General features: G+C 40.3%; 41 protein-coding genes and 1 tRNA gene. 31 read left to right on the forward strand and 11 right to left on the reverse strand.

What is annotated here, in order from left to right:
* Positions 1-117: 117 nt before the first annotated feature.
* Positions 118-714: a TVP38/TMEM64 family protein gene (locus EFB00_RS10080; protein ID WP_122646683.1), complete on the reverse strand. Its 597-nt coding sequence runs from the start codon at positions 712-714 to the stop codon at positions 118-120.
* 323 nt (positions 715-1,037) lie between these two features.
* On the opposite strand from EFB00_RS10080, the gene EFB00_RS10085 reads away from it, so the two are divergent.
* Positions 1,038-2,396 (forward strand): Nramp family divalent metal transporter, encoded by a 1,359-nt coding sequence (locus EFB00_RS10085; protein WP_122646684.1) that lies wholly within the window; start codon positions 1,038-1,040, stop codon positions 2,394-2,396.
* A 44-nt stretch (positions 2,397-2,440) separates the two neighbouring features.
* Here the strand turns inward: EFB00_RS10085 and EFB00_RS10090 are convergent, their stop codons facing one another.
* From EFB00_RS10090 to EFB00_RS10105, 4 genes are read right to left on the reverse strand one after another with little or no spacing between them, the layout of a single operon-like run.
* The gene (locus EFB00_RS10090) at positions 2,441-2,887 is read right to left on the reverse strand and encodes a threonine/serine exporter family protein (protein ID WP_122646685.1); all 447 of its coding nucleotides are present in this window, start codon (positions 2,885-2,887) and stop codon (positions 2,441-2,443) included.
* Between the two features lie 3 nt (positions 2,888-2,890).
* Positions 2,891-3,646 carry a threonine/serine exporter family protein gene (locus EFB00_RS10095; protein WP_122646686.1) on the reverse strand — a complete coding sequence of 252 codons (756 nt, stop codon included), beginning with the start codon at positions 3,644-3,646 and terminating at the stop codon, positions 2,891-2,893.
* Positions 3,647-3,680: 34 nt separating this feature from the next.
* Positions 3,681-4,025, reverse strand: coding sequence for a hypothetical protein (locus EFB00_RS10100; protein WP_122647086.1), 345 nt, complete (start codon positions 4,023-4,025; stop codon positions 3,681-3,683).
* Entirely contained in the window at positions 4,015-5,313 is a 1,299-nt protein-coding gene (locus tag EFB00_RS10105) for a DUF1576 domain-containing protein (protein ID WP_122646687.1), read from the reverse strand. The genes EFB00_RS10100 and EFB00_RS10105 overlap by 11 nt, the downstream gene beginning before the upstream one ends.
* Before the next feature lie 250 nt (positions 5,314-5,563).
* Here EFB00_RS10105 and EFB00_RS10110 point away from each other — a divergent pair, with 250 nt between their 5' ends.
* On the forward strand, positions 5,564-6,130 hold the full coding sequence (locus tag EFB00_RS10110) for a TetR/AcrR family transcriptional regulator (RefSeq protein ID WP_122646688.1): 567 nt from the start codon (positions 5,564-5,566) through the stop codon (positions 6,128-6,130).
* 196 nt (positions 6,131-6,326) lie between these two features.
* Here EFB00_RS10110 and EFB00_RS10115 read toward each other — a convergent pair whose 3' ends face one another.
* The 4 genes from EFB00_RS10115 to EFB00_RS10130 all read right to left on the reverse strand — a co-directional run bounded on the left by EFB00_RS10115 (position 6,327) and on the right by EFB00_RS10130 (position 8,875).
* A complete protein-coding gene (locus EFB00_RS10115; RefSeq protein ID WP_122646689.1) occupies positions 6,327-7,481 on the reverse strand; it encodes a site-specific integrase in 1,155 nt (384 codons plus the stop codon).
* Positions 7,482-7,577: 96 nt separating this feature from the next.
* On the reverse strand, positions 7,578-8,048 hold the full coding sequence (locus EFB00_RS10120; RefSeq protein ID WP_122646690.1) for a hypothetical protein: 471 nt from the start codon (positions 8,046-8,048) through the stop codon (positions 7,578-7,580).
* 95 nt (positions 8,049-8,143) lie between these two features.
* Positions 8,144-8,527, reverse strand: coding sequence for an ImmA/IrrE family metallo-endopeptidase (locus EFB00_RS10125; protein WP_241153428.1), 384 nt, complete (start codon positions 8,525-8,527; stop codon positions 8,144-8,146).
* A gap of 36 nt (positions 8,528-8,563) precedes the next feature.
* The gene (locus tag EFB00_RS10130) at positions 8,564-8,875 is read right to left on the reverse strand and encodes a helix-turn-helix domain-containing protein (protein ID WP_122646691.1); all 312 of its coding nucleotides are present in this window, start codon (positions 8,873-8,875) and stop codon (positions 8,564-8,566) included.
* A gap of 296 nt (positions 8,876-9,171) precedes the next feature.
* Here EFB00_RS10130 and EFB00_RS10135 point away from each other — a divergent pair, with 296 nt between their 5' ends.
* From EFB00_RS10135 to EFB00_RS13460, 3 genes are read left to right on the forward strand one after another with little or no spacing between them, the layout of a single operon-like run.
* Positions 9,172-9,354: a hypothetical protein gene (locus EFB00_RS10135; RefSeq protein WP_122646692.1), complete on the forward strand. Its 183-nt coding sequence runs from the start codon at positions 9,172-9,174 to the stop codon at positions 9,352-9,354.
* Between the two features lie 12 nt (positions 9,355-9,366).
* Positions 9,367-9,687, forward strand: coding sequence for a DUF771 domain-containing protein (locus EFB00_RS10140; RefSeq protein WP_122646693.1), 321 nt, complete (start codon positions 9,367-9,369; stop codon positions 9,685-9,687).
* A gap of 20 nt (positions 9,688-9,707) precedes the next feature.
* The gene (locus EFB00_RS13460; protein ID WP_164709462.1) at positions 9,708-9,869 is read left to right on the forward strand and encodes a hypothetical protein; all 162 of its coding nucleotides are present in this window, start codon (positions 9,708-9,710) and stop codon (positions 9,867-9,869) included.
* 167 nt (positions 9,870-10,036) lie between these two features.
* Here EFB00_RS13460 and EFB00_RS10145 read toward each other — a convergent pair whose 3' ends face one another.
* On the reverse strand, positions 10,037-10,576 hold the full coding sequence (locus EFB00_RS10145; RefSeq protein WP_122646694.1) for a hypothetical protein: 540 nt from the start codon (positions 10,574-10,576) through the stop codon (positions 10,037-10,039).
* 53 nt (positions 10,577-10,629) lie between these two features.
* Here EFB00_RS10145 and EFB00_RS10150 point away from each other — a divergent pair, with 53 nt between their 5' ends.
* The 16 genes from EFB00_RS10150 (at position 10,630) to EFB00_RS13470 (ending at position 18,177) form a co-directional block, all read left to right on the forward strand.
* Positions 10,630-11,337 carry a Rha family transcriptional regulator gene (locus EFB00_RS10150; RefSeq protein WP_122646695.1) on the forward strand — a complete coding sequence of 236 codons (708 nt, stop codon included), beginning with the start codon at positions 10,630-10,632 and terminating at the stop codon, positions 11,335-11,337.
* Entirely contained in the window at positions 11,330-11,461 is a 132-nt protein-coding gene (locus EFB00_RS13745; protein WP_277424029.1) for a hypothetical protein, read from the forward strand. Before EFB00_RS10150 ends, EFB00_RS13745 begins: the two co-directional genes overlap by 8 nt.
* Before the next feature lie 57 nt (positions 11,462-11,518).
* Positions 11,519-11,842, forward strand: a complete 324-nt coding sequence (locus tag EFB00_RS10155) for a hypothetical protein (protein WP_122646696.1) — start codon at positions 11,519-11,521, stop codon at positions 11,840-11,842.
* Positions 11,832-12,425: an ERF family protein gene (locus EFB00_RS10160; RefSeq protein WP_122646697.1), complete on the forward strand. Its 594-nt coding sequence runs from the start codon at positions 11,832-11,834 to the stop codon at positions 12,423-12,425. Before EFB00_RS10155 ends, EFB00_RS10160 begins: the two co-directional genes overlap by 11 nt.
* Positions 12,426-12,430: 5 nt before the next feature.
* Entirely contained in the window at positions 12,431-13,099 is a 669-nt protein-coding gene (locus EFB00_RS10165; protein WP_122646698.1) for a putative HNHc nuclease, read from the forward strand.
* Between the two features lie 12 nt (positions 13,100-13,111).
* A complete protein-coding gene (locus tag EFB00_RS10170) occupies positions 13,112-13,966 on the forward strand; it encodes a phage replisome organizer N-terminal domain-containing protein (protein ID WP_122646699.1) in 855 nt (284 codons plus the stop codon).
* A 2-nt stretch (positions 13,967-13,968) separates the two neighbouring features.
* Positions 13,969-14,430: a single-stranded DNA-binding protein gene (gene ssb, locus EFB00_RS10175; RefSeq protein WP_122646700.1), complete on the forward strand. Its 462-nt coding sequence runs from the start codon at positions 13,969-13,971 to the stop codon at positions 14,428-14,430.
* A 34-nt stretch (positions 14,431-14,464) separates the two neighbouring features.
* The gene (locus EFB00_RS13660) at positions 14,465-14,839 is read left to right on the forward strand and encodes a hypothetical protein (protein ID WP_241153429.1); all 375 of its coding nucleotides are present in this window, start codon (positions 14,465-14,467) and stop codon (positions 14,837-14,839) included.
* 43 nt (positions 14,840-14,882) lie between these two features.
* Positions 14,883-15,203: a hypothetical protein gene (locus EFB00_RS10185; RefSeq protein WP_122646701.1), complete on the forward strand. Its 321-nt coding sequence runs from the start codon at positions 14,883-14,885 to the stop codon at positions 15,201-15,203.
* Between the two features lie 198 nt (positions 15,204-15,401).
* The gene (locus tag EFB00_RS10190) at positions 15,402-15,743 is read left to right on the forward strand and encodes a hypothetical protein (protein ID WP_122646702.1); all 342 of its coding nucleotides are present in this window, start codon (positions 15,402-15,404) and stop codon (positions 15,741-15,743) included.
* 14 nt (positions 15,744-15,757) lie between these two features.
* On the forward strand, positions 15,758-15,961 hold the full coding sequence (locus EFB00_RS10195) for a hypothetical protein (RefSeq protein ID WP_122646703.1): 204 nt from the start codon (positions 15,758-15,760) through the stop codon (positions 15,959-15,961).
* Between the two features lie 38 nt (positions 15,962-15,999).
* The gene (locus tag EFB00_RS10200) at positions 16,000-16,446 is read left to right on the forward strand and encodes a YopX family protein (protein ID WP_122646704.1); all 447 of its coding nucleotides are present in this window, start codon (positions 16,000-16,002) and stop codon (positions 16,444-16,446) included.
* Positions 16,443-16,646 carry a hypothetical protein gene (locus EFB00_RS13465; protein ID WP_164709402.1) on the forward strand — a complete coding sequence of 68 codons (204 nt, stop codon included), beginning with the start codon at positions 16,443-16,445 and terminating at the stop codon, positions 16,644-16,646. The genes EFB00_RS10200 and EFB00_RS13465 overlap by 4 nt, the downstream gene beginning before the upstream one ends.
* Positions 16,647-17,027: 381 nt before the next feature.
* Positions 17,028-17,216 (forward strand): hypothetical protein, encoded by a 189-nt coding sequence (locus EFB00_RS10210; protein WP_122646706.1) that lies wholly within the window; start codon positions 17,028-17,030, stop codon positions 17,214-17,216.
* A 19-nt stretch (positions 17,217-17,235) separates the two neighbouring features.
* Positions 17,236-17,649 carry a DUF722 domain-containing protein gene (locus EFB00_RS10215; RefSeq protein WP_122646707.1) on the forward strand — a complete coding sequence of 138 codons (414 nt, stop codon included), beginning with the start codon at positions 17,236-17,238 and terminating at the stop codon, positions 17,647-17,649.
* Between the two features lie 363 nt (positions 17,650-18,012).
* Positions 18,013-18,177 carry a hypothetical protein gene (locus EFB00_RS13470; RefSeq protein WP_164709463.1) on the forward strand — a complete coding sequence of 55 codons (165 nt, stop codon included), beginning with the start codon at positions 18,013-18,015 and terminating at the stop codon, positions 18,175-18,177.
* Here EFB00_RS13470 and EFB00_RS10220 read toward each other — a convergent pair.
* Complete coding sequence (locus EFB00_RS10220) at positions 18,172-18,438, reverse strand: hypothetical protein (protein WP_010729715.1); 267 nt, start codon at positions 18,436-18,438, stop codon at positions 18,172-18,174. The genes EFB00_RS13470 and EFB00_RS10220 overlap by 6 nt on opposite strands.
* A gap of 292 nt (positions 18,439-18,730) precedes the next feature.
* Between EFB00_RS10220 and EFB00_RS10225 the strand changes: the two genes are divergently transcribed.
* From EFB00_RS10225 to EFB00_RS10265, 10 genes are all read left to right on the forward strand, one after another.
* Positions 18,731-18,802, forward strand: a tRNA-Lys gene (locus EFB00_RS10225).
* 116 nt (positions 18,803-18,918) lie between these two features.
* On the forward strand, positions 18,919-19,419 hold the full coding sequence (locus EFB00_RS10230; RefSeq protein WP_122646708.1) for a terminase small subunit: 501 nt from the start codon (positions 18,919-18,921) through the stop codon (positions 19,417-19,419).
* The gene (locus tag EFB00_RS10235; RefSeq protein ID WP_122646709.1) at positions 19,397-20,674 is read left to right on the forward strand and encodes a PBSX family phage terminase large subunit; all 1,278 of its coding nucleotides are present in this window, start codon (positions 19,397-19,399) and stop codon (positions 20,672-20,674) included. Before EFB00_RS10230 ends, EFB00_RS10235 begins: the two co-directional genes overlap by 23 nt.
* A 45-nt stretch (positions 20,675-20,719) precedes the next feature.
* A complete protein-coding gene (locus EFB00_RS10240; RefSeq protein ID WP_206423503.1) occupies positions 20,720-22,048 on the forward strand; it encodes a phage portal protein in 1,329 nt (442 codons plus the stop codon).
* Positions 22,017-22,268 (forward strand): hypothetical protein, encoded by a 252-nt coding sequence (locus tag EFB00_RS10245; protein ID WP_122646711.1) that lies wholly within the window; start codon positions 22,017-22,019, stop codon positions 22,266-22,268. Before EFB00_RS10240 ends, EFB00_RS10245 begins: the two co-directional genes overlap by 32 nt.
* Positions 22,269-22,272: 4 nt before the next feature.
* Positions 22,273-23,199, forward strand: coding sequence for a minor capsid protein (locus EFB00_RS10250; protein ID WP_122646712.1), 927 nt, complete (start codon positions 22,273-22,275; stop codon positions 23,197-23,199).
* A 13-nt stretch (positions 23,200-23,212) separates the two neighbouring features.
* A complete protein-coding gene (locus EFB00_RS13750; protein WP_277424030.1) occupies positions 23,213-23,344 on the forward strand; it encodes a hypothetical protein in 132 nt (43 codons plus the stop codon).
* Positions 23,345-24,784 (forward strand): BppU family phage baseplate upper protein, encoded by a 1,440-nt coding sequence (locus tag EFB00_RS10255; RefSeq protein ID WP_122646713.1) that lies wholly within the window; start codon positions 23,345-23,347, stop codon positions 24,782-24,784.
* Positions 24,784-25,089, forward strand: coding sequence for a hypothetical protein (locus tag EFB00_RS10260; RefSeq protein WP_241153430.1), 306 nt, complete (start codon positions 24,784-24,786; stop codon positions 25,087-25,089). The genes EFB00_RS10255 and EFB00_RS10260 overlap by 1 nt, the downstream gene beginning before the upstream one ends.
* Positions 25,089-25,241 (forward strand): XkdX family protein, encoded by a 153-nt coding sequence (locus EFB00_RS10265; RefSeq protein WP_122646715.1) that lies wholly within the window; start codon positions 25,089-25,091, stop codon positions 25,239-25,241. Before EFB00_RS10260 ends, EFB00_RS10265 begins: the two co-directional genes overlap by 1 nt.
* The last annotated feature ends 41 nt before the right edge of the window (positions 25,242-25,282 follow it).

Raw genomic sequence — 25,282 nt, forward strand, 5'->3', positions numbered from 1 at the left:
AATAATTGCCTAAAAAAATGTGCTGTTCGACAATTCTCTGACAAAACACAAGCGATTTGAACGTCTGCTTGCGAATTACTTGTGTCAGAGCCTTTTGACGAACAGCACAGCAATAAATCAGCCTAGCAAGTTGGCTAATAAAGTTGTTCCGTGTACCAATGCCATACTATATAGATAAATCGACAATGGTTTTGCAAATACAATGATCGTTGTGAATTTTTTCAAGGAGATGTTTGTCAAACCGGCCATCAGACATAGCGCATCATCAGGCGCGACCGGCAAGAAGATCGCCAGTGCAAAAAATCTGTCAAACCGTTTTTGATTATCTAGCCAGCGAACATATTTATTGTAAGTTTTATCACTGATCATGCTTAGAATGAAGGGTTTGCCGTAGCGTCTGCCTAAAAGAAAAATAATGATCGATCCGATGGTGATTCCGATATAATTATATAAGAAGCCGAGATAAGGACCGAAGATCAGTACACCGGCTGCACTAGAGATACCTCCAGGAATGATCGGGATAACTACTTGTAAAATCTGTAATAGGATAAAAAGGATCGGCCCCCAGATAGGAGAAGTGCCCACGAGGTTATGGAGCGCATTGATGTCTTTAAAGACCCCTAAGTTGATAAAATAAATTGTCAGGGCAATAGAAACGCCAATACCGACAAGAGAAATTATATTGATCAGTTTACGTGATGCGGCGATACTCATGCAGATCATCTCCTTTTCCTGTGCTTTTTTCCTATTATATACAAGTCGTTTGTCGTTTTAGGATCGAAGAAGCTAACGATAAACAAACAATTTTGTAAGATGCTCTCTCTTTACTACACTTTCATTATAAAAGAATCACAGGGAAATACTATCCAACTTAAGTCTGATTCTGAAGTACTTCCTAAATAAAGTTGAAAGATTAAAAATTCAACTGAAGAAAAGATGGTTTACAGAAAAACAAACAAGGAGTATACTCGTTACAAAAGTTATTTAGGTTACCCTAAAAAAATAATTATATGCAGCATAAAAGAAAGAGTGGTTAGATGACTGAAGAAAAGGAAAAGATAGTAGAATATGCGAACGGCCCCAGCTTAGAAGAAATCAATGCTACTGTTGATGTTCCCAAGAACGCGAGCTTTTTAAAGACATTGGCTGCTTACAGCGGACCGGGAGCTTTAGTGGCTGTGGGCTATATGGACCCGGGAAACTGGATTACTTCTATCGCAGGCGGCGCAGAATACAAGTACGCACTGCTAAGTGTGATTTTGCTTTCCAGCTTGATCGCGATGCTTTTACAAAGTATGGCAGCAAAATTAGGTATCGTTACTGGTAAGGATTTGGCGCAGGCGACCCGCGAACATACTAGTAAGGGAGTGGGATTCATTTTGTGGATCATCACGGAACTTGCGATCATGGCGACAGACATCGCTGAAGTGATCGGGGGAGCAGTCGCATTGCAGCTTTTGTTTGGAATTCCGCTTTTATTTGGTGTATTGATCACCACATTTGATGTTTTATTGCTGCTTTTATTGACTAAATTAGGATTTCGCAAGATCGAATCTATCGTAGCGGTCTTGATTTCGGTGATTTTTTTCGTCTTTGCTTATGAAGTGGCGCTATCAGATCCGAATATAGGAGAAGTTTTGCGAGGATTTATCCCTGATCCGCAGATCGCTTCCGATAAATCAATGTTGTTACTGGCGTTAGGGATCGTAGGTGCGACAGTGATGCCCCATAACTTATACTTGCATTCTTCTATCGCTCAAGCGCGGAAGTTCGATCGCGATGATGAAGCAGAAAAAGCCAAAGCGATCCGATTCACGACGTGGGATTCAAATATTCAACTAACTGTTGCTTTTATCGTGAACTGTCTTTTATTAGTTTTAGGAGGCGCACTGTTTTATGGAACGAACAGCGATCTGGGAAAATTCGTTGATTTATACGATGCATTGAAAGATCCAAGTATCGTTGGCGACATCGCCAGCCCGCTGTTGAGTATCTTGTTTGCGGTGGCATTGCTGGCTTCAGGTCAAAATTCAACGATCACTGGAACACTTTCTGGGCAAATCGTAATGGAAGGTTTCATTCATTTGAAATTACCATTGTGGCTGCGGCGTGTCGTTACTCGTCTTTTGGCGATCGTACCTGTGATCATCTGTGTCATTTTATATGGCGGTCAAGAAACAGCGGTAGAAGATCTTCTGCTTTATACACAAGTATTTCTTAGTATCGCGTTACCGATTTCGATTATTCCGCTAACGATCTATACAAGTGATAAAAAATTGATGGGCCGATTTGCTAATCCAAAATGGGTAAAAATTACAGCTTGGATCATCGCCTTGTTCCTGACAGTGCTCAACCTGTTTTTAGTTTATGGTACATTGACCGGCTTGAACAGCTAAGGAGATTCTAATAGAAAAGAAAAAAATCAGAGAAGACTGACTCGTCACTTCTCTGATTTTTTTTGCATGATATTTTTTACGATCGTCTCGATCAAACCGGTCATCATAAATCCACCAGCAATAGCTCCAGCCGTGATGATCACGATCTTCGCATTCTCAAAACCTAATGAAGACGTACCGATCACAAATTCCCGTACAGCTTTATAGGCAGGACCTCCTGGAACCAGCGGCACCAAGCTTGGAATATTGAAAATGATCATCGGCATTTTTTTCTTCCGAGAGAAAAAAATACTGGCACAGCCTACCGCAAAAGCAGCCGGGAAATTCGCGCTGCCAAGCCCCCAATGATTTTCCCGCAAGATCCAGAAAATCATCCATCCTAATGTGCCAGTCAACCCGCAAGCAATAAGAGAACGTCGGGGATTATTCGTGATCACCGCAAATGTGACGGTACTGATGAAACTGAATAGGAAATGAATAAGGTATTCCATCTTCTAAATACCTCCGCCAAAAAATGAAAAAACAGTCGCGATCCCGACACCGATCGCAGCAGCGGTGAAGATCGCTTCCGTTCCGCGAGCAGTTCCGCTGATCAGATCGCCAGCTAAAATATCCCGAAAAGAATTGGTGATCGCTACACCGGGAACTAGCGGCATCACTGCACCGATGATGATATTGTCGATATTTTTGGCAAGTCCAAGATCGACACTGAGGATTGCCAATATACCGATCAAAAACGCTGCAACGAACATATCAAAAAAGCGTAGCTGGAACCATTTTTTGACGTAGTGAGCGGCGATGAATCCAAGCGCCCCTACAAAAAAAGTGGCAAAAAAATCAGACCACCCGCCTCCGAAGATGTACATCAATGTACAACTGACCAGTCCAGCACTTAAAATCTGTAATGGAAAGGGGTAAGCCGGTGTTGTCTTGTTCACCAACAGTAATTCTTGATAGAGCTCTTCTAAAGTGATCTCGCAGTTTGCAAACCGCCGTGACAGCTGATTGACCGCGACGATTTTTTCTAAGTTGATGGTGCGGTCCTGTACATCTTCTACTTGCGCATAATGGCTTTTTCGCAGACCCATGAACAATCCCGTCGCCGTCACATAGCTGATGCTGTTTTCTTCACCGGCATTTGTGGCGATCCGGTTCATCGTATCTTCTACTCGATAGACCTCGGAGCCGTTTTCCATCATGATTTTTCCTGCTAACAAACAGGTATCTAAAAGTAATTCTTGTTTGGTCATTTTCTCACTCGATTCCTTTGAACGCTCAAATTATTTAAAATGTAAGAGCTTTGCGAAAGATCTTGATATTGATATGAGGTGCATCGTACAAGATTTCTGCATCATCGATCAGTGCACCCAATAAATGAAAATCCTCTTTGTCGGGATGGTAACTTCCCAGCAATTCAAAAGAATAATCTTCATAATTCAATTCGCGAGGAGCATTCAGTGCTTCTGTAAACTCCGATAGATTGGAGGGGGCAGTAGGACATTCTCCTTGGATCTCAATGAAAAAACCTTCTTTAGAGAATTCGATTCCGATTCGGATCTCCAAAATCTCATGGGAATAGAAATAATTCAGCAGTTCATCAATGATCTTTTTCGATACTTCATGTTCGATCATTCTTTTCTCCAATCTTTGTAAAAGTGTCAAGCAGCGGTACGATAAATCCCGCGACAAAACCGCTGGAAAATCCGTTGTTATATAGATTCAAGCCGCCATGGAGATAGGAGACATTATTGACTAGCGACATATGCAAAATGCCCACTAAAATGCCATAAACGCTGCCGTAATAGCCGCTGATAGGCGCTAAACTCGTACCGAAAATCGCCGCCATAACTGCTCCTGTTTGCTGTACATCATGAAAAGGAGCGATGAGAGAGGCAAGATACACCCCCAGCAAAACGGGAAAGCTGTTTTTTAAGTGATTTCCGAATGCGCTGAAGCCTACAGCAGACAAAATCGCGCCCACGATCGGTCCATTTAATTCAACTTGAATCAGCAAACAATACCCGGTCAACATCAAACCCATTAAGGCCATGTTGATCATCGTTGCGCCCACCCCTGCTATCATAACAAAATCGGTGATCAGTTTTCCACTGGTTTTGAATATTTTTTGCAAAGCTTCAAAGGCATTTCGTTCTAAGACCCACCCTACAAGCAAAAAGAGCAAAAATAAAATCAGGAGAAAAAGGAGCAGTTTTCCGTGAGCGTAAGCAATGATACTGCGTTCTTTAATAGTGTAATTGAACATCCGCAAGATGCCTGTCAAAATCATCGCAATCAGACCGGAACTGAATCCAACGTTATAAAGGGAAAAGCCGTGATGGAAGTGCAGCATCTGAGAAGCGACAGGCGGCAAAATAAAGCCAATCAAGATACCTGCCCCGTAACTGATAATAAATCCTTGCCATAAAGGAAGCTCCATCCCGAACGTGATATAACTGACAACAGGAGAAAGCGAACTGCCAAACAAACTGACCATAGCAAATTGGGAGTAAGGACGCCGGACATACCGGGCGTAAAGCTGAACACCTAAAATGATCGGGATAGAGTTGTACAGGTTTTTCCCAAAAAAAGAATATCCGGCTACTGTAAAAATCGCCGCGACCATTGGACCGGTCATATGTACATGATAAAGCCGCATCAGGAAAATACTGAGAAAAGTCAAGATTCCGCTGTTTACGAATGCGCTGCCAAGATTTCCCACAGCGACATAATCGGTGATCAGATTACTAGGGGATGTTACAATACGGGATAATCCTTGGAAAATCTCCGAAAAAGAATTTTGAGTGAGACCAGTGAGGATCAATAAGAAGCTGAAAGCCAACATGAGTAAATATTTTTGATTTTGAAGTGGATCTATTTTTTGTATCCGCTGAAAAGTAAGGACGTTATTGTCTTTCATTGTTTGCTCCCTTTTTCTTTTACTATAACTTTAATTTTAACATAGTGTCAATGTTCTTATCTAATTTTCATTTTTTAAAAAATACTGAGCCTTACGCGCCCAACTAACAAAAAACTGCCATTGTTCTTTAACTGTTTATTAAAAAATAAAAATATAACGAAAAAGTGAGTATATTGTTTCCCAAAATGATCATTATTGTATAAAATAGAAAGAGAAAAACTAGTTGTTATCGAAAGAAAGGAGTTTTCTCATGCGACGCAAAGTATATACAAAAGAGCATATCCTGAAAGCGGCCTATGAAGTTATTTCCAAGGAAGGCTTTAGTAAGTTTACTGCACGTAATATCGCTAAAAAAATGGGGATTTCTACCCAGCCGATTTATTTAGAATTCAAGAATATGCAAGATCTGAAAAATACACTGGTTGAAATGGTGATGAAAGATCTGCAGGAAAATGTATTTCCAGTGGAAAGAACAGGAAATACATTGGTGGATCTGGGGATCAACTATGTGAAATTTGCACAAGAAAACCGCAATCTATATGTCGCGCTATTTGTGGATGAATACGGCGGCGGACAATTGATGCATAATTTCTCATACGAATACTTCAAAGAATTAGTCAAAAAAGATCCGGAATACTCTGATTTATCAGAAGAGTATATCGAAGCGTTGCATGATGGTACGTGGATCGTAGTGACAGGGATCGCTTCATTGATGTCTTCTGGGATCATCCATCCGACCGATGAACAAATCGGTGCATTGATCCAACAATCCATCGACAGCATTTTGAAGATCGAAAATCCTAGCAAGTTGTATTAAGAACAGTAAAATACCGGTCCCTTCTCTAGTGGAGAAGCGGACCGGTATTTTTTCTGGACAGCGTAACGATTGAGTATGCTTTGATCAAAAGAATTTTAAACTAAAAAACAGACCCCTGATAAAAGTTGATTTATCAGGGGGTTTAAAAATAAAAATATTTTCTGAAATATACTTATAAGGAGAGTACAGGATATTTTTATATTGATATATCGGCTTTTTTATCTCCTTTGCCCAAAATGTGACCAAAATTTTCATCCGAAATTAGCTTGCCTAAAGCCGTGATTATTTGTTCATCTGTTTTTGCTTTGTACTCATCAATCAAATATGCGTAAACTTTTGCAGTGATTGTTATGTTATTATGACCTAGTCTTTTAGAGATAGCATAAATATCAATGCCGCTTGAAAGTAAATAAGCTACGTGAGTATGTCGGCAACTATGAAAATGAAATCCTTTGCGATCAATTGCCAATTCGGAAAGAGTCGCTTTTAAAAGTTTGTTGACTGCTGCTGACGTTGGAACAGATTGATGCCGATAAACAAATAGTCTGCCTCGTGGATCATCTTTTGGCAGCTCGTTTAAAACGTCGAGTAAAAAATCGTCCACTCGTATGATCCTGTTTGACGATTCATTTTTGAGAGGTTGAAAATCTTGAGATGTATCATTCCAAGATTTTTTGACAGTAATTGTTTTGAAATTAAAATTGATATTTTCCCAAGTAAGTCCAGCAATTTCTCCTGGACGCATACCAGTCAAAAGGGCAGTCAGAATCATATATTTTGTCGGAAAATTAGGATTCTTGGTTTCCATGATAAAATTAATGAGCTTTTTCGTTTCTTCGATGTTTAGATAGTCGATTTTCCGAGTAAGACTATCATTGTAGACCATTTTTGTACCCTGAATAAAATCGCGATAGATTAATTTGTCATAAACCGCATCCTTAACTGCTGCGTGATATAAGCTATTCATTTTTGACACAGTAGATTTTGAGTGGGTAGCTCCAAACTTATTTAAAAATCTTTGATAAATCTGACGATCCATGTCTTGTAGAAGAATGTCAGGTAGATATTTTTCTAGATTCATTTGAGCTTGCTTATAAGTCAGCTTGGTTCGCTCTCGAATCGTGGGCTCCTTATAAAGCTCATACCAGTCTTTAAAGTATTCGGTAAATAACTTTGGTCTAGTAGTTGTTAATTCACCTGTAATGGCTAATACTTCATTTTCATTAGCAAAAAGGAGAGCCTCTTTTTTTGTTTTAAAGCCTGATTTTGTTTTTGTTTTGTATTTGCCTTCTGGATTTTTATAGGAGATACGTGCCTCCCACGTTTTGCCGCGCTTTCTGATACTTGCCATGTTGAATCATCCTTTCCTGTCTGATACAATAGGCATGGCTAATAAGCCTATCGTTTATTGCTGACACGCCTGTCTGTGGAGGAGGGGCGTGTTTTTTTATACTATGTCGTAACCATCAATTAGAAATCGAGGGATGGTTTTTTCTACGCCTAAAGTATTGGTATATTCATAAACTCCAAGCCCGCGAACCCAAACTCTGATTTCATCGCCTTCAATAACTTTGTTTGTTATCTTCTCCTTACTGATTACTAAGGCTACTGTAAAAGATTTATCTGGAGAAGTTTGAATTGTTCCTAGATATTGTACCAAGTCGTCGGCTTCCATAACCTGGATAACTTTTGCAGCAAGAATCGTCTTTTTATCTTGAGAGCCTTCTGGATCACGTACGAATTCTTCAAAATCAATTCCGGTATTATACGTTGTAAAGTCTATTTTTTCTACTTGTTGTGTTGATGCGGAAGATTCTGAGAAAGCTGACGAAGAAGAACTTTCAGCCTTTTTGTTTTCAGATGCACAACCACCAAGAATTCCTAAAACAAGCAACGATAGCAACATTAACTTTTTCATTTAAATGCCCCGTTTCTTTGATATAATAAGTTGAAGTATTCTCAGAAATGAGAGCGAACCCTTAGCAGAGTTAGTGGCCCTGTTAAGGGTATTTTTTATCCAAAATTACTCATACTTTCGCGTACACAGCTTTCTAAGCTCCATGGAATCTTATAATATTCCATAAACTTGACTGTGTTTAGATACTCTTTTTCAATGCCATAATCATTAGCCCAAATGAATAACAAGATCTCTATGGCTATCTTATTTGCTTCATACTCCAACTTACGTCTACTATAATTAGTGGCATTGTAGTACGCCGTGAGCTCTTCATGTTTTTTAATACAGTGAGCTAGTTCATGGGATATTTCAAAGTCAGAGTTTTTGTCGAGTAATTTATTGTTTAAAAATATTGCCTTTTCATCGGCAAAGTAAATGCCAGACCTCGCCATGTTCACAAAATGTAACTCTAACCCCATATCGTTTACTAATCTCAACAAATGTCTATTGACCTCGTACACAAACATCACATCACTTTACTTTTTTTCAGAAGCACGTTTAGCAGCAAGCACTGACTTTAAAAATTCTACCTCCTCGTCCGTAACAGGTTCGCCATCAAAAGCGAAAACTCCGTGTTTTTCTGCTAGAGAGGTCTTTTCTTCGCGGCCTAACAAATAGTCGACAGATACGCCAAAATAATCGGCAACTTTGGACAAACCTTCAGAGTTTGGGGATACATTTTTCCATTTACCAAAATATCCATTCGAATATCCCAATCTTTTTTCTAATTCTCTTACCGAAATCCCGTTTTGCTTTGTCAATTCTTTAATTTTTTCATACGGATTCATTGTTATGCCAACCTTTCTGGATTGACAAGACTGTTTTTTTAGAATAGAACTCTATTTTATTGTTGACAAAATAGAGTTAAACCTCTATACTAGTCTTGTAAACAAATTTAACAACTAAACAGACAACAAAAATACCATTGATTAATAAACGCCAACCGCCAAGAAAGCTTTTAAAGTCAATTGTGTATGTCTTATTTAACTATGTTTAAAGTATAGAATAAGACTCTATTTTTGTCAACAAAGTTCAGAAAATAGTTGTTAAATTTGTTTACATTAATAAGAAAGGAGAGGAGAGAATGGCTAACATTCAAGACACCCGCCAAAAGATATTAGATCACTTCGAAAAAAATGGGTGGGATATTCCAGATGTAGCGAGTGCCTTAGGTATTACGGAGCAGTATCTCAGAAAAATTTTGAACAATCCCGAAAAACATCTAAAGCAAATGACCGACATTATTTCTTACTACAAAATCAGATAGGAGTGAAACTGCATGCCGCAGCAATTTGAAGTAGTGGTGCCTATTGAGTTACCGCCAAACTTAAAAATCGTGGATACGTCAATGCTCGGAGAAAATGAAACGCTACTAGGCAAAACATGGAATTATGCAGATCTCCGTGCTTGGTTAGGAAACAAATCAAAAGAGTGGATTGAAGATAATATCCTCTACAATCCCAAATACAGCCGAGAAATCAAGCAAATGATCGATAGTGGTTATATCGTACACAAAGGAGCAAAAGGAAGTCCTTGGAAATTTAAAGCGCGCGAAATGGCGTTGTTTCTAGATGAACACTGGACTGAGTTTAATTGGTGATCTGCTGAAAGGAGAACAAAATGAAATACCTATCAGAACTACAAACCGTACTATATCTCATCATGTTGGTATTGATCGCTAGCGTAAACCTTAAAGCGAGTTTGATCCTGATTGCTTTTGCGGGCGTGCTTGGAATCTTAGCAAAGCGGGGCACACAAAAAGCCAGCGAGGAGGCTGACTAGGTGGGAGCAAAAGAAGTGGTTATTTCCTTCGTAAAAACATTATTACAAATAGTGATTTGCTATTCGATTTGGGTATCGTTCGATAACCAAATAGCAAAAGTGATTGTAACGATTCTGGGTGCACTTACATTAAACGCTTTAATTATATCTATTTGTCAACTTTATGACTACTTGAAAAAATCGCTAATTAGATTTTGTAAAAAAGGTCTCCACGATAAATAAGCTGCGGAAAATATCCAGTAGATGAAGTTGACTAACTTAGCTGCAACACTATTTTCCTTTATTCCTAAGTATTGAACAATTTTTGAAGGCAGGAAAATGATTGCATTGATCCAGTAGTTGAAAGTTAGAACCTCTTTGTATTGAAGTTCGAAATAGTCTAAAAGGTTTTCTAGCGCATACAATTCCTTAGGTATCAATTGATTATGCAACGAGGGAAAGCTTGCTATCAAATCAACGTTTTCAGTTACTATCACGGCACTATTTCCTCTATGGACTTGTATTATTGACGATGATAATCCATAACGTTTTTCAAAAAGGAGAGCAAATTCAGCATTGTTTGGTTTTTTAGACTCCCCTTTAGATCCAAGCCAATCGTCAAATTCTTGCTTTAAGCGCTTAGCAGTTTGATAGTCTTTTTTAGCATTAGTCCATTGGAGTAGAAAGAATAGAAATACAATTATGAACAGCATAAGAAGGTAATTCAAAATGAGCACCACCAGTTTTTAACACATTATATCAAAGTGAAAGGATGAAATGAATGAATCAATTAGAAAAAACAATCACCAGTTTAGAAGTTGCGGAAATGGTAGGTAAGCAACACAAAGAAGTATTGCGAGATATTCGAAGAATTGCTGAACAACTAGCTGAGCGCAAAAGTGCGCTAAGTGAATTATTCCTTGAATCTACTTATGAAGATTCAACGGGACGTGAACTGCCTTGCTATTTGCTAACTAAAAAAGGCTGTGAGCTTTTTAGTACAAGAATGACTGGAGCAAAGGGAACTCAATTTGCATTAGCTTACATTGAACGTTTTAACGAGATGGAAACAGCGATCAAAGAACAGGCGCTCAAAATTCCTACAACGCCGCAAGAAGCCTTGGAACTTATGTTTGAATTCCAAAAAGATACGAAAGATAAAGTTGATAAAGTTGAAGAACGAGTTACGGATCTTGAAGAAAATACTGTACTCAGCGCAGGAGATTACAGCTACATCACACGCCGAATCAATCAGCGAGTAGCAGAAGTAGCGCGTGGGTTTGGGAAACTGACAAACAAGCAACGCGGAGAGCTGCATCGTGACATTAACAGCGGTGTCAAGGCTATCACAGGCGTGAGCACACGCACTCAGTTACGTCAGAAAAACTTTCAGCAAGTCTTGGATTACATCATCGACTGGGAACCGTCGACTGCAACAAAAACGATCGTGCGTCAAATGTCTTTGGATCTGGAGGATTGCGATGACTAGAGAAGAAGCGTTGAAAATCGGAAAAACCATCGCAGATCGTTGGTGGCGTGAAAATCAACGGCGCATCCGAACACGTCAAAATATCCAACGCATGAAAAAAGCGATTGACCGCCGGCAAGCATAGTCAATCGCACACGAAAATTAATTTACCTAAAAATACCACATGAAAGGACAGAAATCAATGGATAGCAAAACAGCAAACGCATTAGATCGATATTTAACCTGTCCGCCGGACGAGGAAGAGTATGTAGACGACACTCCTCGTGATTGGGAAGGCAACGAGATCCACAGCTATAACCAAGTTTACGAATTAACGTTTATGACGACCTACATTGATCATGTGACTAAGGCGCTTACCACATCCACAAAACTTGCAGTCGCAACGGACGAGAGCGGTAGTTTACCAGATTGTCTAACGGAGTACAGTATGGAAAACTTAGCAAATTTCCGGGCTTATAGTGGCGAGGAATGGCTTGCGGATTGGAGGAGAAACAATGAAAACTAGCGAACAAACAAGCGAAATATTTAAAGCGTTGGCACTCTTTAGAAAAGCTTTGAAACAGCCAATGAAAGATGCGTCAAATCCTTTTTTTAATTCAAAATATGTACCACTCGAAAATATTGTCGAAGTGGTGGACGAAGCAATAAAAGATACAGGCTTGTCCTATAGCCAAGAAGCAACCAGCGCTGGAAATAGCATTTCAGTTGCCACACATGTTTTCCATGAGTCAGGTCAATTCATTAGTTTTGATCCGTTAACACTTCCTGCAACAAAGGCTGACGCTCAGGGATTTGGGTCAGCGGTGACATATGCTAAGCGGTACTCGTTAGCGGCTGTGTTCGGCGTGACAAGCGATGAAGACGATGACGGAAACAAAGCTGTTGAAACGGCGCCTAAAAAAATCAGCAAAAAAGACCAGACAATTTTAACCGGTCTGATCACTAAATTTGGTAGTGCGTTTGATATGGATTTTGCGACAACGTGGAAAACAATACAAAAAAGAACAGGTATCTATGACGACATAGATCATTTGACAGAAGAACAGTCTGCAACGATCAAGATGTTTATTAACGAAAACAAGAAGTGATGGAAATGTACAACGAAAAATATTCCGGAGTCATAAAGAAACTAGATCAGCAACGCCTAACGGTTGATATCAACGAGGAATTAAACATAGAGCGTCTCAAGACTATGTACTTTAACTATGATGGCGAACGAGAAATTGAACTTCGATTCACTGATCCGCGTCGATTCACAGCGGAACAACGCCGATTTATATACGCGTTGCTGGGCGATATCTATGCTTTTACCGGCGAACCTATTGAGAGCCTTAAAGACTATTTTTACCACGTCTACGAGGCTCTCACAGGCTCAAAAATCAGTTTAGCAGATGCCTCAGCAAACACGATGACAGATGTGACACTACTTGCTGATATCATTCTCGATTTTGTGTTCGAGTGGGATATTCCGTTTAAAAAAGGCTATGAGATCTTGCCAGCGAACCAGGAATACTTTTTCTACAAGTCAATCGTTTGTCGAAAATGCTGTATCTGCGGTAAGCCTGCGGATATTTGCCATATCGATACTGTCGGGATGGGAAACAACAGGCGAAAGATAGATCACACAAAACACTATTTTTATGCCGGATGTCGTATCCATCACGGCGAAGAACATCGGATGGGAACGCAGAACTTTTTGAACAAATATCAGATTATCCCAACCAAACTGAACGAGGAAACAATCAAGCGGTTAGGGATTTAGGAGGGAGATAATTTGGCAGATAGAAAAAAATACTACTATCTCAAACTTAAAGATAACTTTTTCGATAGCGATGAGATGATCATTCTCGAAAGCATGCCAGATGGATATATTTACTCAAACATTTTATTGAAACTGTATCTTAGAAGTCTTAAGTATCAAGGGAGATTGATGTTTAATGACCGCATACCTTTTAATCCAACGATGCTAGCTCAAGTGACTCGTCACAGTGTCGGAAATGTTGAAAAAGCGGTCAAAGTTTTTCAAGAATTGAATTTGATTGAAGTTCTAGATAACGGAGCTATTTATCTATCTGATATTCAAAATTTTATCGGTGAATCATCAACGGAAGCTGATAGAAAAAGACTTTATAGGCAAAGAATTGAACATGAAAAACAAACGCTCTTGCCGAAAGGACAAATGTCGGACAAATGTCCGGACAAAGCTCCACCAGAGATAGAGATAGATATAGATATAAAGAAAGAGATAGAGATAGATAATATACCGCCTTCGAAAAAATCTCAGGCTAAACCCGTCCGCCACAAATACGGGGAATATAAAAATGTCCTTTTAACGGATCAAGACCTTGAAAAACTCAAAACAGAGTTTCCAAGTGACTGGCAAGAACGGATCGAACGGCTATCGGCATACATGGCATCAACAGGCAAGACTTACAAGAATCACCTAGCAACGATCCGGAATTGGGCTAGGAAAGATAAGGCACAGCCTAAGCCGCAGCAGAACTACGGGCAGCCGGTGAAGAGAGAAACACTTCCAGATTGGGAAGCACAGAAGGCAAATTTCAAAAGCGATCCTGAACGGAAAGCTTACATCGATCAGATGATGAACGAATATTTCAAGGAGGAATAGCAATGATCAACAATGTAACCTTGGTCGGCAGATTAGCTGCCGATCCAGATTTAAGATACACGTCACAAGGGACGGCGACAGCTTCGTTCAGATTAGCTGTGAACCGCAACTTCACTAACCAAAGCGGCGAACGTGAAGCGGACTTCATCAGTTGTGTGATTTGGCGCAAGGCGGCTGAAAATCTAGCCAATTACGCGAAGAAGGGTTCGCTGGTCGGTGTCACAGGACGTATTCAAACACGATTCTATGAGAACCAACAAGGGCAGCGTGTTTATGTGACTGAGGTTGTAGTCGAATCTTTTAGTTTGTTGGAAAGCAAGCGTGACGGTTCAAATAGTCAAACGTCAGGGCGTTCGCAAGGCGGAGAGGGTAATTATACCCGCAACAATCAAAGTAGTTACAGCGCAACGTCAGACCCGTTTTCTAACACGATTGACATCAGTAGTGATGACCTGCCGTTCTAACGAACGAGGGAAGACAAGAGGAGGACAGTATCGAATGCTTAAAATTTACTATAACAACCAATCAGCCATCGTCGCTGATGAAAAAAATCGAACATTCCGACACGCAAGCTTAGAGGAAGCACGTCTTTTAAAAGGACACAGCAGCTATCGTGCGGAATTGCATTATGTGGAGGAATATTTCTTGAACATTGGATATCGGGAGCCGGGGAAGGAAAAGGATCTCTTAGAAATATTCTGGTCTAATGTCGACTGGCACCGGGAAAACAAAAAAATGACGTGGACTGAGTTGATCAGTGGGAATACGGTGCTGGCGAAAAATAAAAAGCTGAATGCAACGTTAAAGACGGTACAGGAGATCGCTAAGGCACTGGATATCGATGATTATGCGATTTTGTTTGAGGAAGTGTAGTCCGCTAACGGAAGAGATTACCAACTGAAAGGAAAAAAGAAAAATGGATGAAATGCTCAAAAACGAGCTTAATAAGTTCGAAGTAGTAGAAAGTCGGTGCGGTGGCGGTGAATTGGAATATGTTCTGATTAAAGATACAAAAGAACATAGAGAACAACTAAACTATTTACTTTGTGCAATCAATACGTGGGCTTATGTGCCAGAAAGATTTTCACCATCCATGTATGAGTTCCTTAATTTCTGCGCATGTGAGTGCGAAGGTTATCTGGATTTAGCACATCTGGTTTATAACTTCATTCAAAATGTAGATTTAGAAAAAATCGGATTTAACCAAAAGAATAAGCAATGGGAATTAGTCAACTAATGACAGAGATAGCGGAATTTCTATTTTTTACAACTTTCATACAATAAACGGTGAAATTTCACAACCGAAAGCAGATGTTTCCAAAATGGAAATAGCCGTTCGCTCGAAAGTGAGGAATGAATGTGAGTGAATTAACCACCAAAATAGCAGAAAGTTAAACCCGTCGGATCTGACGGGTTTGGAATAGGAGGAAGAGTGATGAGGTTTAACGATGGCTTAACATTATTTAATTTGTTGAATGGGGACAATAACGACGATAGGAATAACATTTTGAAGTCGCTTTATATATTAGAGGTGCATAAAGGGTCTGCAATATTTGAGTGTGAGCCATACGATTACGCATACAATACTAACAACATGGATAACACGCTTGAAAAAATTTGTAGAGTTATAGATAAACGCGAAAAGGTTATTTTAAAAAAAATACAAGCGAAATGTGGACAAGAAGTCGATTGTTTACTATTTACTTTTTACGATGATATGAGCGTTTATGCAGGCGGAACGAAGGTTATAGGTAAAAATATGACTATTAATTTTTAACAGGAGGAAGAGTGATGATAAAATTCAAGGAATTTTTAGCACCATCTATTGATGCTCAGATAACTGATTTTTTTAAAGATCAGGCAGAAAAAAATCCAGATGACGTTTTTGAATATTTAGATTTAGTGGCTATTAACAATGACCGAATAATGTTGATCTATCGTCAAACAAACAAAAGTGTATATCAGTTTCAGTCTTTAGTAAAAAGTTTGCAGTAATTCCGCAATCGTCAGCGATAGCAAACAGGAGGGATAAGATGGTACCAAAATATAGATGTTGGGATGAACCTAATAAAATTATGCGTTTCAACGATGAAATCGTCATATGGAATGATCAAGTCTATATAAACGAAAAGAAAGAATTGGATTCCAGAATTAAAGGATATTCATGCTTGTCTGAACACCTCATGCAATCCACTGGCTTAAAGGACAAGAGCGGCGTGGAAATCTATGAGGGAGATATCTTAGTATATACCTCAAAATCAATAAATTACGGAGACGCCTATTATCACAGCTATGTCGAAGTTTTTAGAAATCAAAGCGGGGCGTATAGAATTCGTGGGGAGCATATCTACGAGACGGAACTGTACAGCAATCGGAATAGCTTGACGGTAGTAGGGGACATTTATAGTTCACCAGAGCTGTTGAAAAAAGAAAGATTTATGACATCCACGGCAGATCCTGGATTGGAGGTCTCCGAATGAACAACAACGATATAGCAATCGACCGTCTGAAAGATTTAATCTTCACGTCCGTTAATCTGACGGAATGGCAAAAGGAGCAGATTCGGGAAGTGATTAAATTGTTGGGAGGTAACCGGGATGAACAACCGGCACAGACGAGTAGCACGGCTAAAAGCGCAATATATCCATCGAAAACAGCGGAAGTTAATTATAGCCTATAAATCGATGTCCGAACCATTTGAGAAGGCTATGAAACAAGTCAATGAATTAATGAGGCGCATTCGCAGGAAGTGGGAGGACGAGTGATGTATAGACCACAATATTTAGAAGAACCAGAATCAACATACGAGAAGTATTGGTATCACAATGGGTATTTGCCGGTGCAACACACAAGAATTATTTTATGGAGTGGATACAAGCGAAAGCAGAATCATGAAGTAGTACGATTCAGAGGGCGAAGAAAACCGAAAACCCCGAAGGTTGGGCATAGAGGTGGCAATTTATGGCTATGACAGTTGCAGTAGCGATTTTTCTCGCAGTCGTAGCGACAGTGGTTGCAAGTGTGATTTTTGGTAAGGAAGACAATAAGGAGGACGAGTAGAATGAGTTGGATGAAAACGACTGAAGAAGAAGCGGTATCTCAAATTAATGATTTGCAAAAACGACTAAGCATATATAAAAACCAAGGGGTAAGTTTTGATGATATGCCGCTTGTAATGGAAGCGCTAGAAGACGCGATTGTGTTTGCAAAAGTTTTGTTTTATGAGTATGTATTGGATAATCGTGAGTAGATGGTGGGAGGAAGAATGATTGAAAAAAGGCACATTCAGAATGTTAGAAAGTTTGATTGAGGACTATCCCACGATGGATAGATATATCAAACGTGTGGAATTAGAAATCGAATATCCGTGGCAGGAATCGGATGATAATATCGGCGGATCTCGCTCTGCCTCTGCTACTTCTGTGACGGAGCGGACAGGGCTGAAACTTGCAACAGACAAACATTTACGGCTATTGAGAGAGCGTAAGAAGGCTTTAGATAAGGTGATAAGCGAGGCTAAGCCCGAAACAATCGAGATCATCAGACTGTGGTATTGGACACGTCCACGGACTAAAACGTGGGACGGTATCGCAGAAGAGGTTCACTACTCCAAGCGCATGTGTCACCTTTTGAGAAATGAGTTTATTGACGAATTAGCGAAAGAGCTTGGAGAAATACATTAGTCATTGCACTTCTATTGCACTTTTGAGGTCTGTCAAGGTGCTAAAATAGTATTATCAAGAAACCAGCAAGCAGACAGAACACCAACGACATGACAGATTTCTCCTTACTTTAATGGCAGACGTATTGAAAATTAAACAAGCGTGTCTGGCTTGCTGGTTTGTCACTGTGGCGGAAGATTAGTGATAGGTCTGAGACAAAATAATAATAAAAGGAACATCGTTTTATTATTGTTTCACAATTAAGCTTCGATAGACAGCAACGGAAATATTAAGAATAAAGATGTGAACTCAGCTCCTTCTAAATTGTTCTTATTATCTATCATCCGTTGCTGTCTATTAATTTATGTATTGGAGGGAAAAGAAATGGCTATTTTAATCATAGACGAAGGAATTCAAGGAGAAAAATATGTTGATTTAACAACAGATGAAATGCGAAATGAAGTATTGAAAGTGTTGGATGATCGAATAATTCAGGTTGAAATATCAAAAACCCCGTTGCAGAAAAGCAACGAGGAGCGAATTTTATAGATGTTCTTGTAAATGTTGGCTACTACAAATCGTATTATACCATGCGGCAGCACCGGTAAGTTTTGCTACAAAAAGGCTGTCATCTTTATCCATTACGGATTTTAGATCGTCTCTAATTTCGGGGCATTTTTTATTACTTTTAAAAAACCAAACAGATTCATTAATCTTAGCCCATTTCGAGTAAGTTTTGATTTTTTTGATTAAATCATCGTAATTCTTGCCTGAATTATTTAAATCGTAACTTATGATAAAGCTGTCCATTAGGATTACCTCCATGTCATTATTTCAGCGGACCACTCGCTGATAACTAAAATTATACGCTTAGTATTTATTTTCACAATATTAATTTGTCACTGTGGCGGAAGAGGTAGACGCTAGTAAATAACATTGTCAAGGTGAATAAATCACCCGAAAAAATTGACAAGAATTGTTTAGATGGGCATTCATGCAAGGTTCGATTCCTTGCCAGTGACGTAGGTAGGATATTTGTTCGCACAAAGCTAGTGTGATACGCATCCTGCCTAATGCATGCTAGGAGGTAGCTCCTCCGAGTTGACGTGTAGCTCAGTTGGTAGAGCGGTAGACTTTTAATCTACAGGCGCAGGTTCGATCCCTGCCACGTCAGTTAGAAACAATCTTAAGATTGGCTGTGTTAAGTAGCGTGCTGCTGAAACAGTTTAAGGATTTGGATCACTCACTACGAGTGGTCTTTTTAATTTGTCTGGAAAGTGGGTGATGAACATGGCGATGACCGAAAAGCAAAAAAGATTTTGCGAATACTATATAGCATCGGGAAATGCGACGGAATCGGCGGTAAAAGCCGGATATAGCAAAAAGACAGCTAAAGAAACAGGGTATGAAAACCTCACGAAACCTCACATCAAGGAATATATCGATAAAAAGCTAGAAGAAATGGCTAGCGATCGCATAGCTGACGCGACGGAAGTCCTTGAAAGACTGACGCAGATCGCACGCCGAGAAGTCAAAGAAAACCAAGTAGTTACTCTCCGAACCAAACAGGAGAAATGGGTTCCTACTGGTGAAAATGGGCAGCTCAAAAAAATGGTTATTGAAACAGAAAAGGCCGAGGTAGTGGAAATGCCCGCTAAGCTTTCGGATGTTAACGGTGCTTTGAGAATGCTTGGTCAACGTTATGCGCTGTTCACAGACAAAGTTGACTTACAATCCGGTGACATCGTGATTAAGGTTGGTGAGTGGGATGACGACGAAACCGAAGATTAACATCGTCCTTCAATTCGACCAGCCGTCGAAAGTCTTCAACAAACATATTTACAACATCATTGACGACTACACTCGTTTTACCGAGATCCACTATGGCGGTGCTTCGTCTGGTAAATCACACGGTGTCGTGCAAAAAGTCGTGATGAAGGCCTGTAAAAAGTGGAAAAAACCTCGTAAGGTTCTTTTTCTACGAAAGGTTGGACGTTCAATACGTGACTCCATCTTTGCCGATGTGGTTGCCTGCTTAAGTGATTGGAACCTTTTAGATCGGTGCAAGGTCAACATGACTGACTTTCGGATTACGTTACCGAATGGCGCTGAATTTCTTTTCAAAGGGATGGATGATCCAGAAAAAATTAAATCCATCAAAGGCGTTTCGGATGTAGTGATGGAAGAGGCAACGGAATTTACGCTAGACGATTACACGCAGCTTACATTGCGCTTGCGTGATCGTGGACATAAGTTTCGACAAATATTTTTGATGTTCAACCCAGTGTCAAAACTGAATTGGGTTTATAAACAGTTTTTCGCAGAAGATGTAGTCAACGATCCAAAACGTGTGCGAATCTATCATACAAGCTATAAAAACAATCGCTTTTTGGATGAAGAGAACCGAAGGACGATTGAAGAATTGCAACTGCGGAACCCTGCTTACTATCGCATCTATGCGTTAGGCGAGTTTGCGACTTTGGACAAACTGGTCTTTCCGAAATACACAAAGCGACGACTAGATAAAACGAAACTAACGCATCTACCATCGATGTTTGGTCTGGACTTTGGTTACACGAATGACCCGTCAGCTTTTATCCATGTCAAAGTGGATCAAGAAAATAAGAAGATCTATTTCCTAGAAGAGTATGTCAAAAAAGGCATGCTGAATGACGAAATTGCTAAGTTTATCAGTGAGTTTGGCTATGGAAAGGAAGTAATCACAGCGGATTCGGCAGAACAGAAATCAATCAGCGAGATTAGAAATAAAGGCATCAGTCGTATTCGTCCGGCAAAGAAAGGCCCCGATTCCATTCGGCAAGGGATCAATTTCTTGCTGCAATACGAGTTCATCGTTGACGATCGCTGCGTAAAGTTGATTGAAGAATTAGAAAACTATACGTGGAAGAAAGATAAAAAGACAAACGAGTATTTGAATGAGCCTATTGACTCATACAACCACGTGATTGACGCGGTACGATACGCTGTCGAAGAAATCAACGGTAAAGGCAAAGGGAAGCTTAAAGGCTTTAAAGGGGGAATTTAGTTGAAACTAGCAGATTTTACACAAGGCTTTAAGCCGCCAACAATCATGACGTGGGATCCTGACGAAGAAATCACGGAAGAAGTCGTTGCGGAGTTTATCCGAATCCATCAGCAAGAGCTGCCGCGTTACAAATACTTGATGGATTGCTACAAAGGCCAGATGGAAATATTTGAATACAAGAAAAAAGACAGCTACAAGCCGGATAATCGTTTGGCGGTAAACTTTCCGAAGTTTATCACTGACACGTTTACCGGCTATTTTAATGGCATTCCTGTTAAAAAAGCGCACAAAGATAAAACGATCAATCAACTAATATCCAAATTTGACAATCTCAATGATATGGAAGACGAAGAGAGCGAATTAGCGAAAATGGCTTGTGTTTACGGACGCTGCTATGAGTTTGCGTATCAAAACGAAAATACAGAAACGTGCGTGATTTACAACAGTCCGGAAGATATGTTCATCGTGTACGACAACTCAGTAAAGCAATCGCCGCTCTTCGCCGTCCGCTATGGGATCGATGAAGACAATAAATTCGAAGGTGAGTTTTACGGGTTAGATCGCAACTACAAGCTGACTGGCTCTATTTCCGAGTTGACGTTTGGCGATGAGATCGATCATTACTATCCAGGCACACTGCCTGTGACGGAATTCTTTGTTAACGAGGAACGCATGAGCATCTTTGAGTCAGTCGTCAGTCTATTTAACGCTTATAACAAAGCGTTGTCTGAGAAAGCGAATGATGTGGATTATTTCAGCGATCAGTATCTAGTCTTTCTGGGGGCCGAAGTTGATAACGAGGATCTGATAACAGTACGCGATAACCGCACCATCAACTATTACGGGTCGGACGCAGATAAAGTCGATGTGAAGTTTTTAGATAAGCCAGACAGTGATGCACAAACGGAACACTTGCTAGACCGCCTGCAGAAATTGATCTTTCAAACATCTATGGTGGCTAATATCAGCGATGAAAATTTTGGGCAATCATCTGGAACGGCGTTGGCTTACAAACTCGAAGCGATGTCGAATTTGGCATTAGCGTTCCAACGGAAATTCCAGTCGTCAATGAACAAACGATACAAACTATTTTGCAGTCTAACCACGAACGTACCCGAGAACCAATCAGACGCTTGGAAAGATATCGAGTATACATTCACTCGCAATGAGCCGAGAAACGTCAAGGAAGAGGCTGAAACAGCCCAAATGCTGATGGGTATCACCTCCGAAGAAACGGCGCTTTCTGTGCTGTCTATCGTGTCGGATGTTAAAACAGAGGTAGATAAGATCAAGAAAGAAAAGCCTGATGCGCAGTATGACTTTGAGAAGGAGAATGATGAAGATGAAAGCACGAAAGAAACCGGTGGTCGTTGAGGTATTATTGGCGACAACAGATAATAGAGGCGAAATTAGAACGTTTGTAGGTGACGATGGGCTTGTCTTTGATCCTGCATCCGATACTTACTATATCAAAACTCTTGAAGGCAACATGAAAATCTCCGTGGGCGATTATATTATCAAAGGTGTAAATGGAGAGTTTTATCCATGTAAGCCGGATATCTTTGAAAAGACATACGAAATTATCAAGGAGTGATTAAATGAAATCCTCCGATTACTGGCGCAAACGTGAAGAAAAATGGATCAAACAGCAAATAAAAGAAGACGGTAAACAAGCGAAAGTAATCGCTGAAAAATATCAGAAGGCACTCGATCAAATCCAGAAGGAAATTGACGCAAATTGGGAGCGATTCGCTGGCAAAGAAGGTGTCACGCTTTCTGAAGCTAAGAAAATGGCATACGAGATGGATGTGAAGGCTTTTGCTAGAAAGGCGAAGCAGTACGTTAAAGACAAAGACTTTAGCAAGACAGCCAACGATGAGCTGAGACTTTACAACGTCACGATGCGAGTCAATCGATTGGAGCTGTTGAAATCGCAAATCGGACTTGAGTTGGTCGCTCTATCTAATGATCTGGATAAGTATACGGCAGAAACATTAACAAAAGCCGGACTAGCCGAAGCTAAACGGCAAGCAGGGATTTTAGGCGAGACTCTTTTTGAAAACTATCGAAGTTTCATTGATTCAGTAGCAAACGGTAGCTTTCAAGGAGCGACGTTCTCAGAACGTATCTGGGGCAACACAGGAGCGCTCAAAGCAGAGTTAGATCGTTTGCTTATTCGTGCACTTACTCAAGGCAGAAATCCACGAGAATTGGCAAGAGAGCTACGAAGCGTCTTTGAAAGTAGCAAGTATGAAGCGGAACGGCTGATGCGGACAGAAACAGCACGAGTGCAGTTGGAAGTACAAAAGAAATCGTATCAAGAATATGACATAACAGAATATGAATTTATTGCTGAACCGTCAGCGTGCGGGCTATGCAAACCGCTAAACGAGAAGGCGTTTGAGGTTAGTAAATTGAAAGTCGGTGTGAATGCTCCACCGATGCATCCAAACTGCCGTTGCTCAACGGTACCACATATTGACCGTGAAGCAATCGAATCTGATTTAAGAAAACGTGGACTATAAAGGAGGAACCCTCATGAACCAAGGAACTGGCAAACCATTACCACTTAAGCAAGTATTGCTGATGTTTTATGAGATGGGGCAGAAGTTGAAGAAACCTCCTGACGATACGACACGTACCAAAGAAAATTTACAAGGAGGGAACTAAATGGCAAATGAGAAGGTAGCTAAATTTATCATTGATGTGTCAGCAGAATCCAAACGGACATTTAACAGCTCAGTGAGATTTTTTAGCAAAGATCACCGAACAGCTAAATTTCTGATTCAAGCTGAAAAAGACAAAGTGGCTATTCCTAAAAGCTCTATCTCGCAAGTCGAGATACTATTCGAAAGTATTGACATGTCGCACTCACCAAATGGAAAAGTAATCTTTAATGACAACATGACTGTCGAATCTGACGGTCTTTTTTCATACGTTTTGCCGGATGAACTGTTAAATTACAGCGGACTGATGGCATTTGAAGTTTATATCTATTACACGAATGGCGATGAAACTGACAGCTCAAACCGTATTGTTTATGATCAACGCGTGTCTGCGATCGACAGAGTTGCCGGTCAAGTCGAGTTAGTCTACATCAAGGACATGGAGACCGCTAAGCGAGAGGTTGCTGAGAAAGCGGCAGAAGTCAAATTGGACATGGATCAGTACCAGTCAGGATTAGACGATTATCGTGATGGGAAGATTAGTCAAATGGACGGTTACACAACTGAGGTACAAGCAGCAGGCAACACAGCTTTGGAAACCATTAATCAGGAAGCTGGACGGTTAGGCGCACATGCTGATCAAAAGATTACGGAGTATGATCAGAAATTCCAACAGACTGAACAGAATATCGCTACGCTGGATCAGAATTACACCGAACTGAGAAACGGCATGAAGCTGTCCGAGGCTTGGGCGTGGAACAAAGAGGGGACTGACAGGTTTACTAAGGTTTATCCGCAGGAGAATGTGTGGTTATCATCCAACCATCAATTTCCGGTCTTCGGCTGGGATTACAGTAGTGATAATAAGTCATTTACCTATAAAGGCACTATCGGAGCTGTTGGAACTTTCTACCTCGATAAGGTTTTGGCTTATGCTTTTCCAGAAGATGAAGGTGTGGGTAGAACAATTACAGTAAGTTTTGATGTTGAAAGTAAAACTGAGGGATTGCAGTTTTCAAGTAATCAAATGTATATCAACAGCGGTCTTAGTGCTACGCGCAATAAACCAACATTAATTGTAGGCGAAAAAGTGCGTGTATATGGCACGTTTGTTTACAAGAAAGCTACAAATGGCACCACGATGTTGCACGTTTATGTTACTTCGCCGGAATCATTGAATGGTAACTTGGTAATTAGTGGGGTAAAAGTGGAACAAGGAGAAAACGCTAACCCTATCTACACTCCCGCACCATCAGAAGACTACGCCAACGCCTACCCGCAATATCGAGGATTAGCTTTAGTTCCAAGTGACCTTCCTGAAGATTACGCTTGGGAAGAATCAGCGGAACGGATCAAACAACTAGCACAGCAAGAAACAGACAAACTAAAAGGCGAAGTAGCTGACATCCAAAACTGGATAGCACAACAAGGAGGAACAGCATAATGAAAAAAACAATCTGGTCTATCGATTCAAAGAATATCGGATCAACAAAAGAGGTTGACGAAAGCTACGTGATCAACTCACTTTTTGAAACGGAAGTACCTATGCCGACGGGGATGTTGATCCCGGCGTGGGACAACAAAACTAACAGCTGGTACGATGCCGGCGCAAATGTTGACGATCAACTAAAACCTGTCATGGCGATGGTGTCGCAATTGATTAAACAAAACGCCGATTATGGTCAACGCCTTGCCAAATTAGAGTCATATCACAAACAAGACACGCCATTAGAAGGGAGCGCTGAGTAATGTTTCCATCAAAAGCAGACATCCAATTTTTCTATGACTTTGGATTATACGACGTTTCGGACATCGATTTCTTCTACAATCTCGGCTATCTAACGGAGGCGGAGCGAAGAGAAATTGTTGGTGAAGAAGAAAATAGCGAAGTAGAAGCCTAGCGATTGCTAGGTTTTTTATTATGCCTCCCAAGGCTGCTAAA

It is taken from the genome of Enterococcus mediterraneensis, from assembly GCF_900604485.1.
GTDB lineage: Bacteria > Bacillota > Bacilli > Lactobacillales > Enterococcaceae > Enterococcus_C > Enterococcus_C mediterraneensis.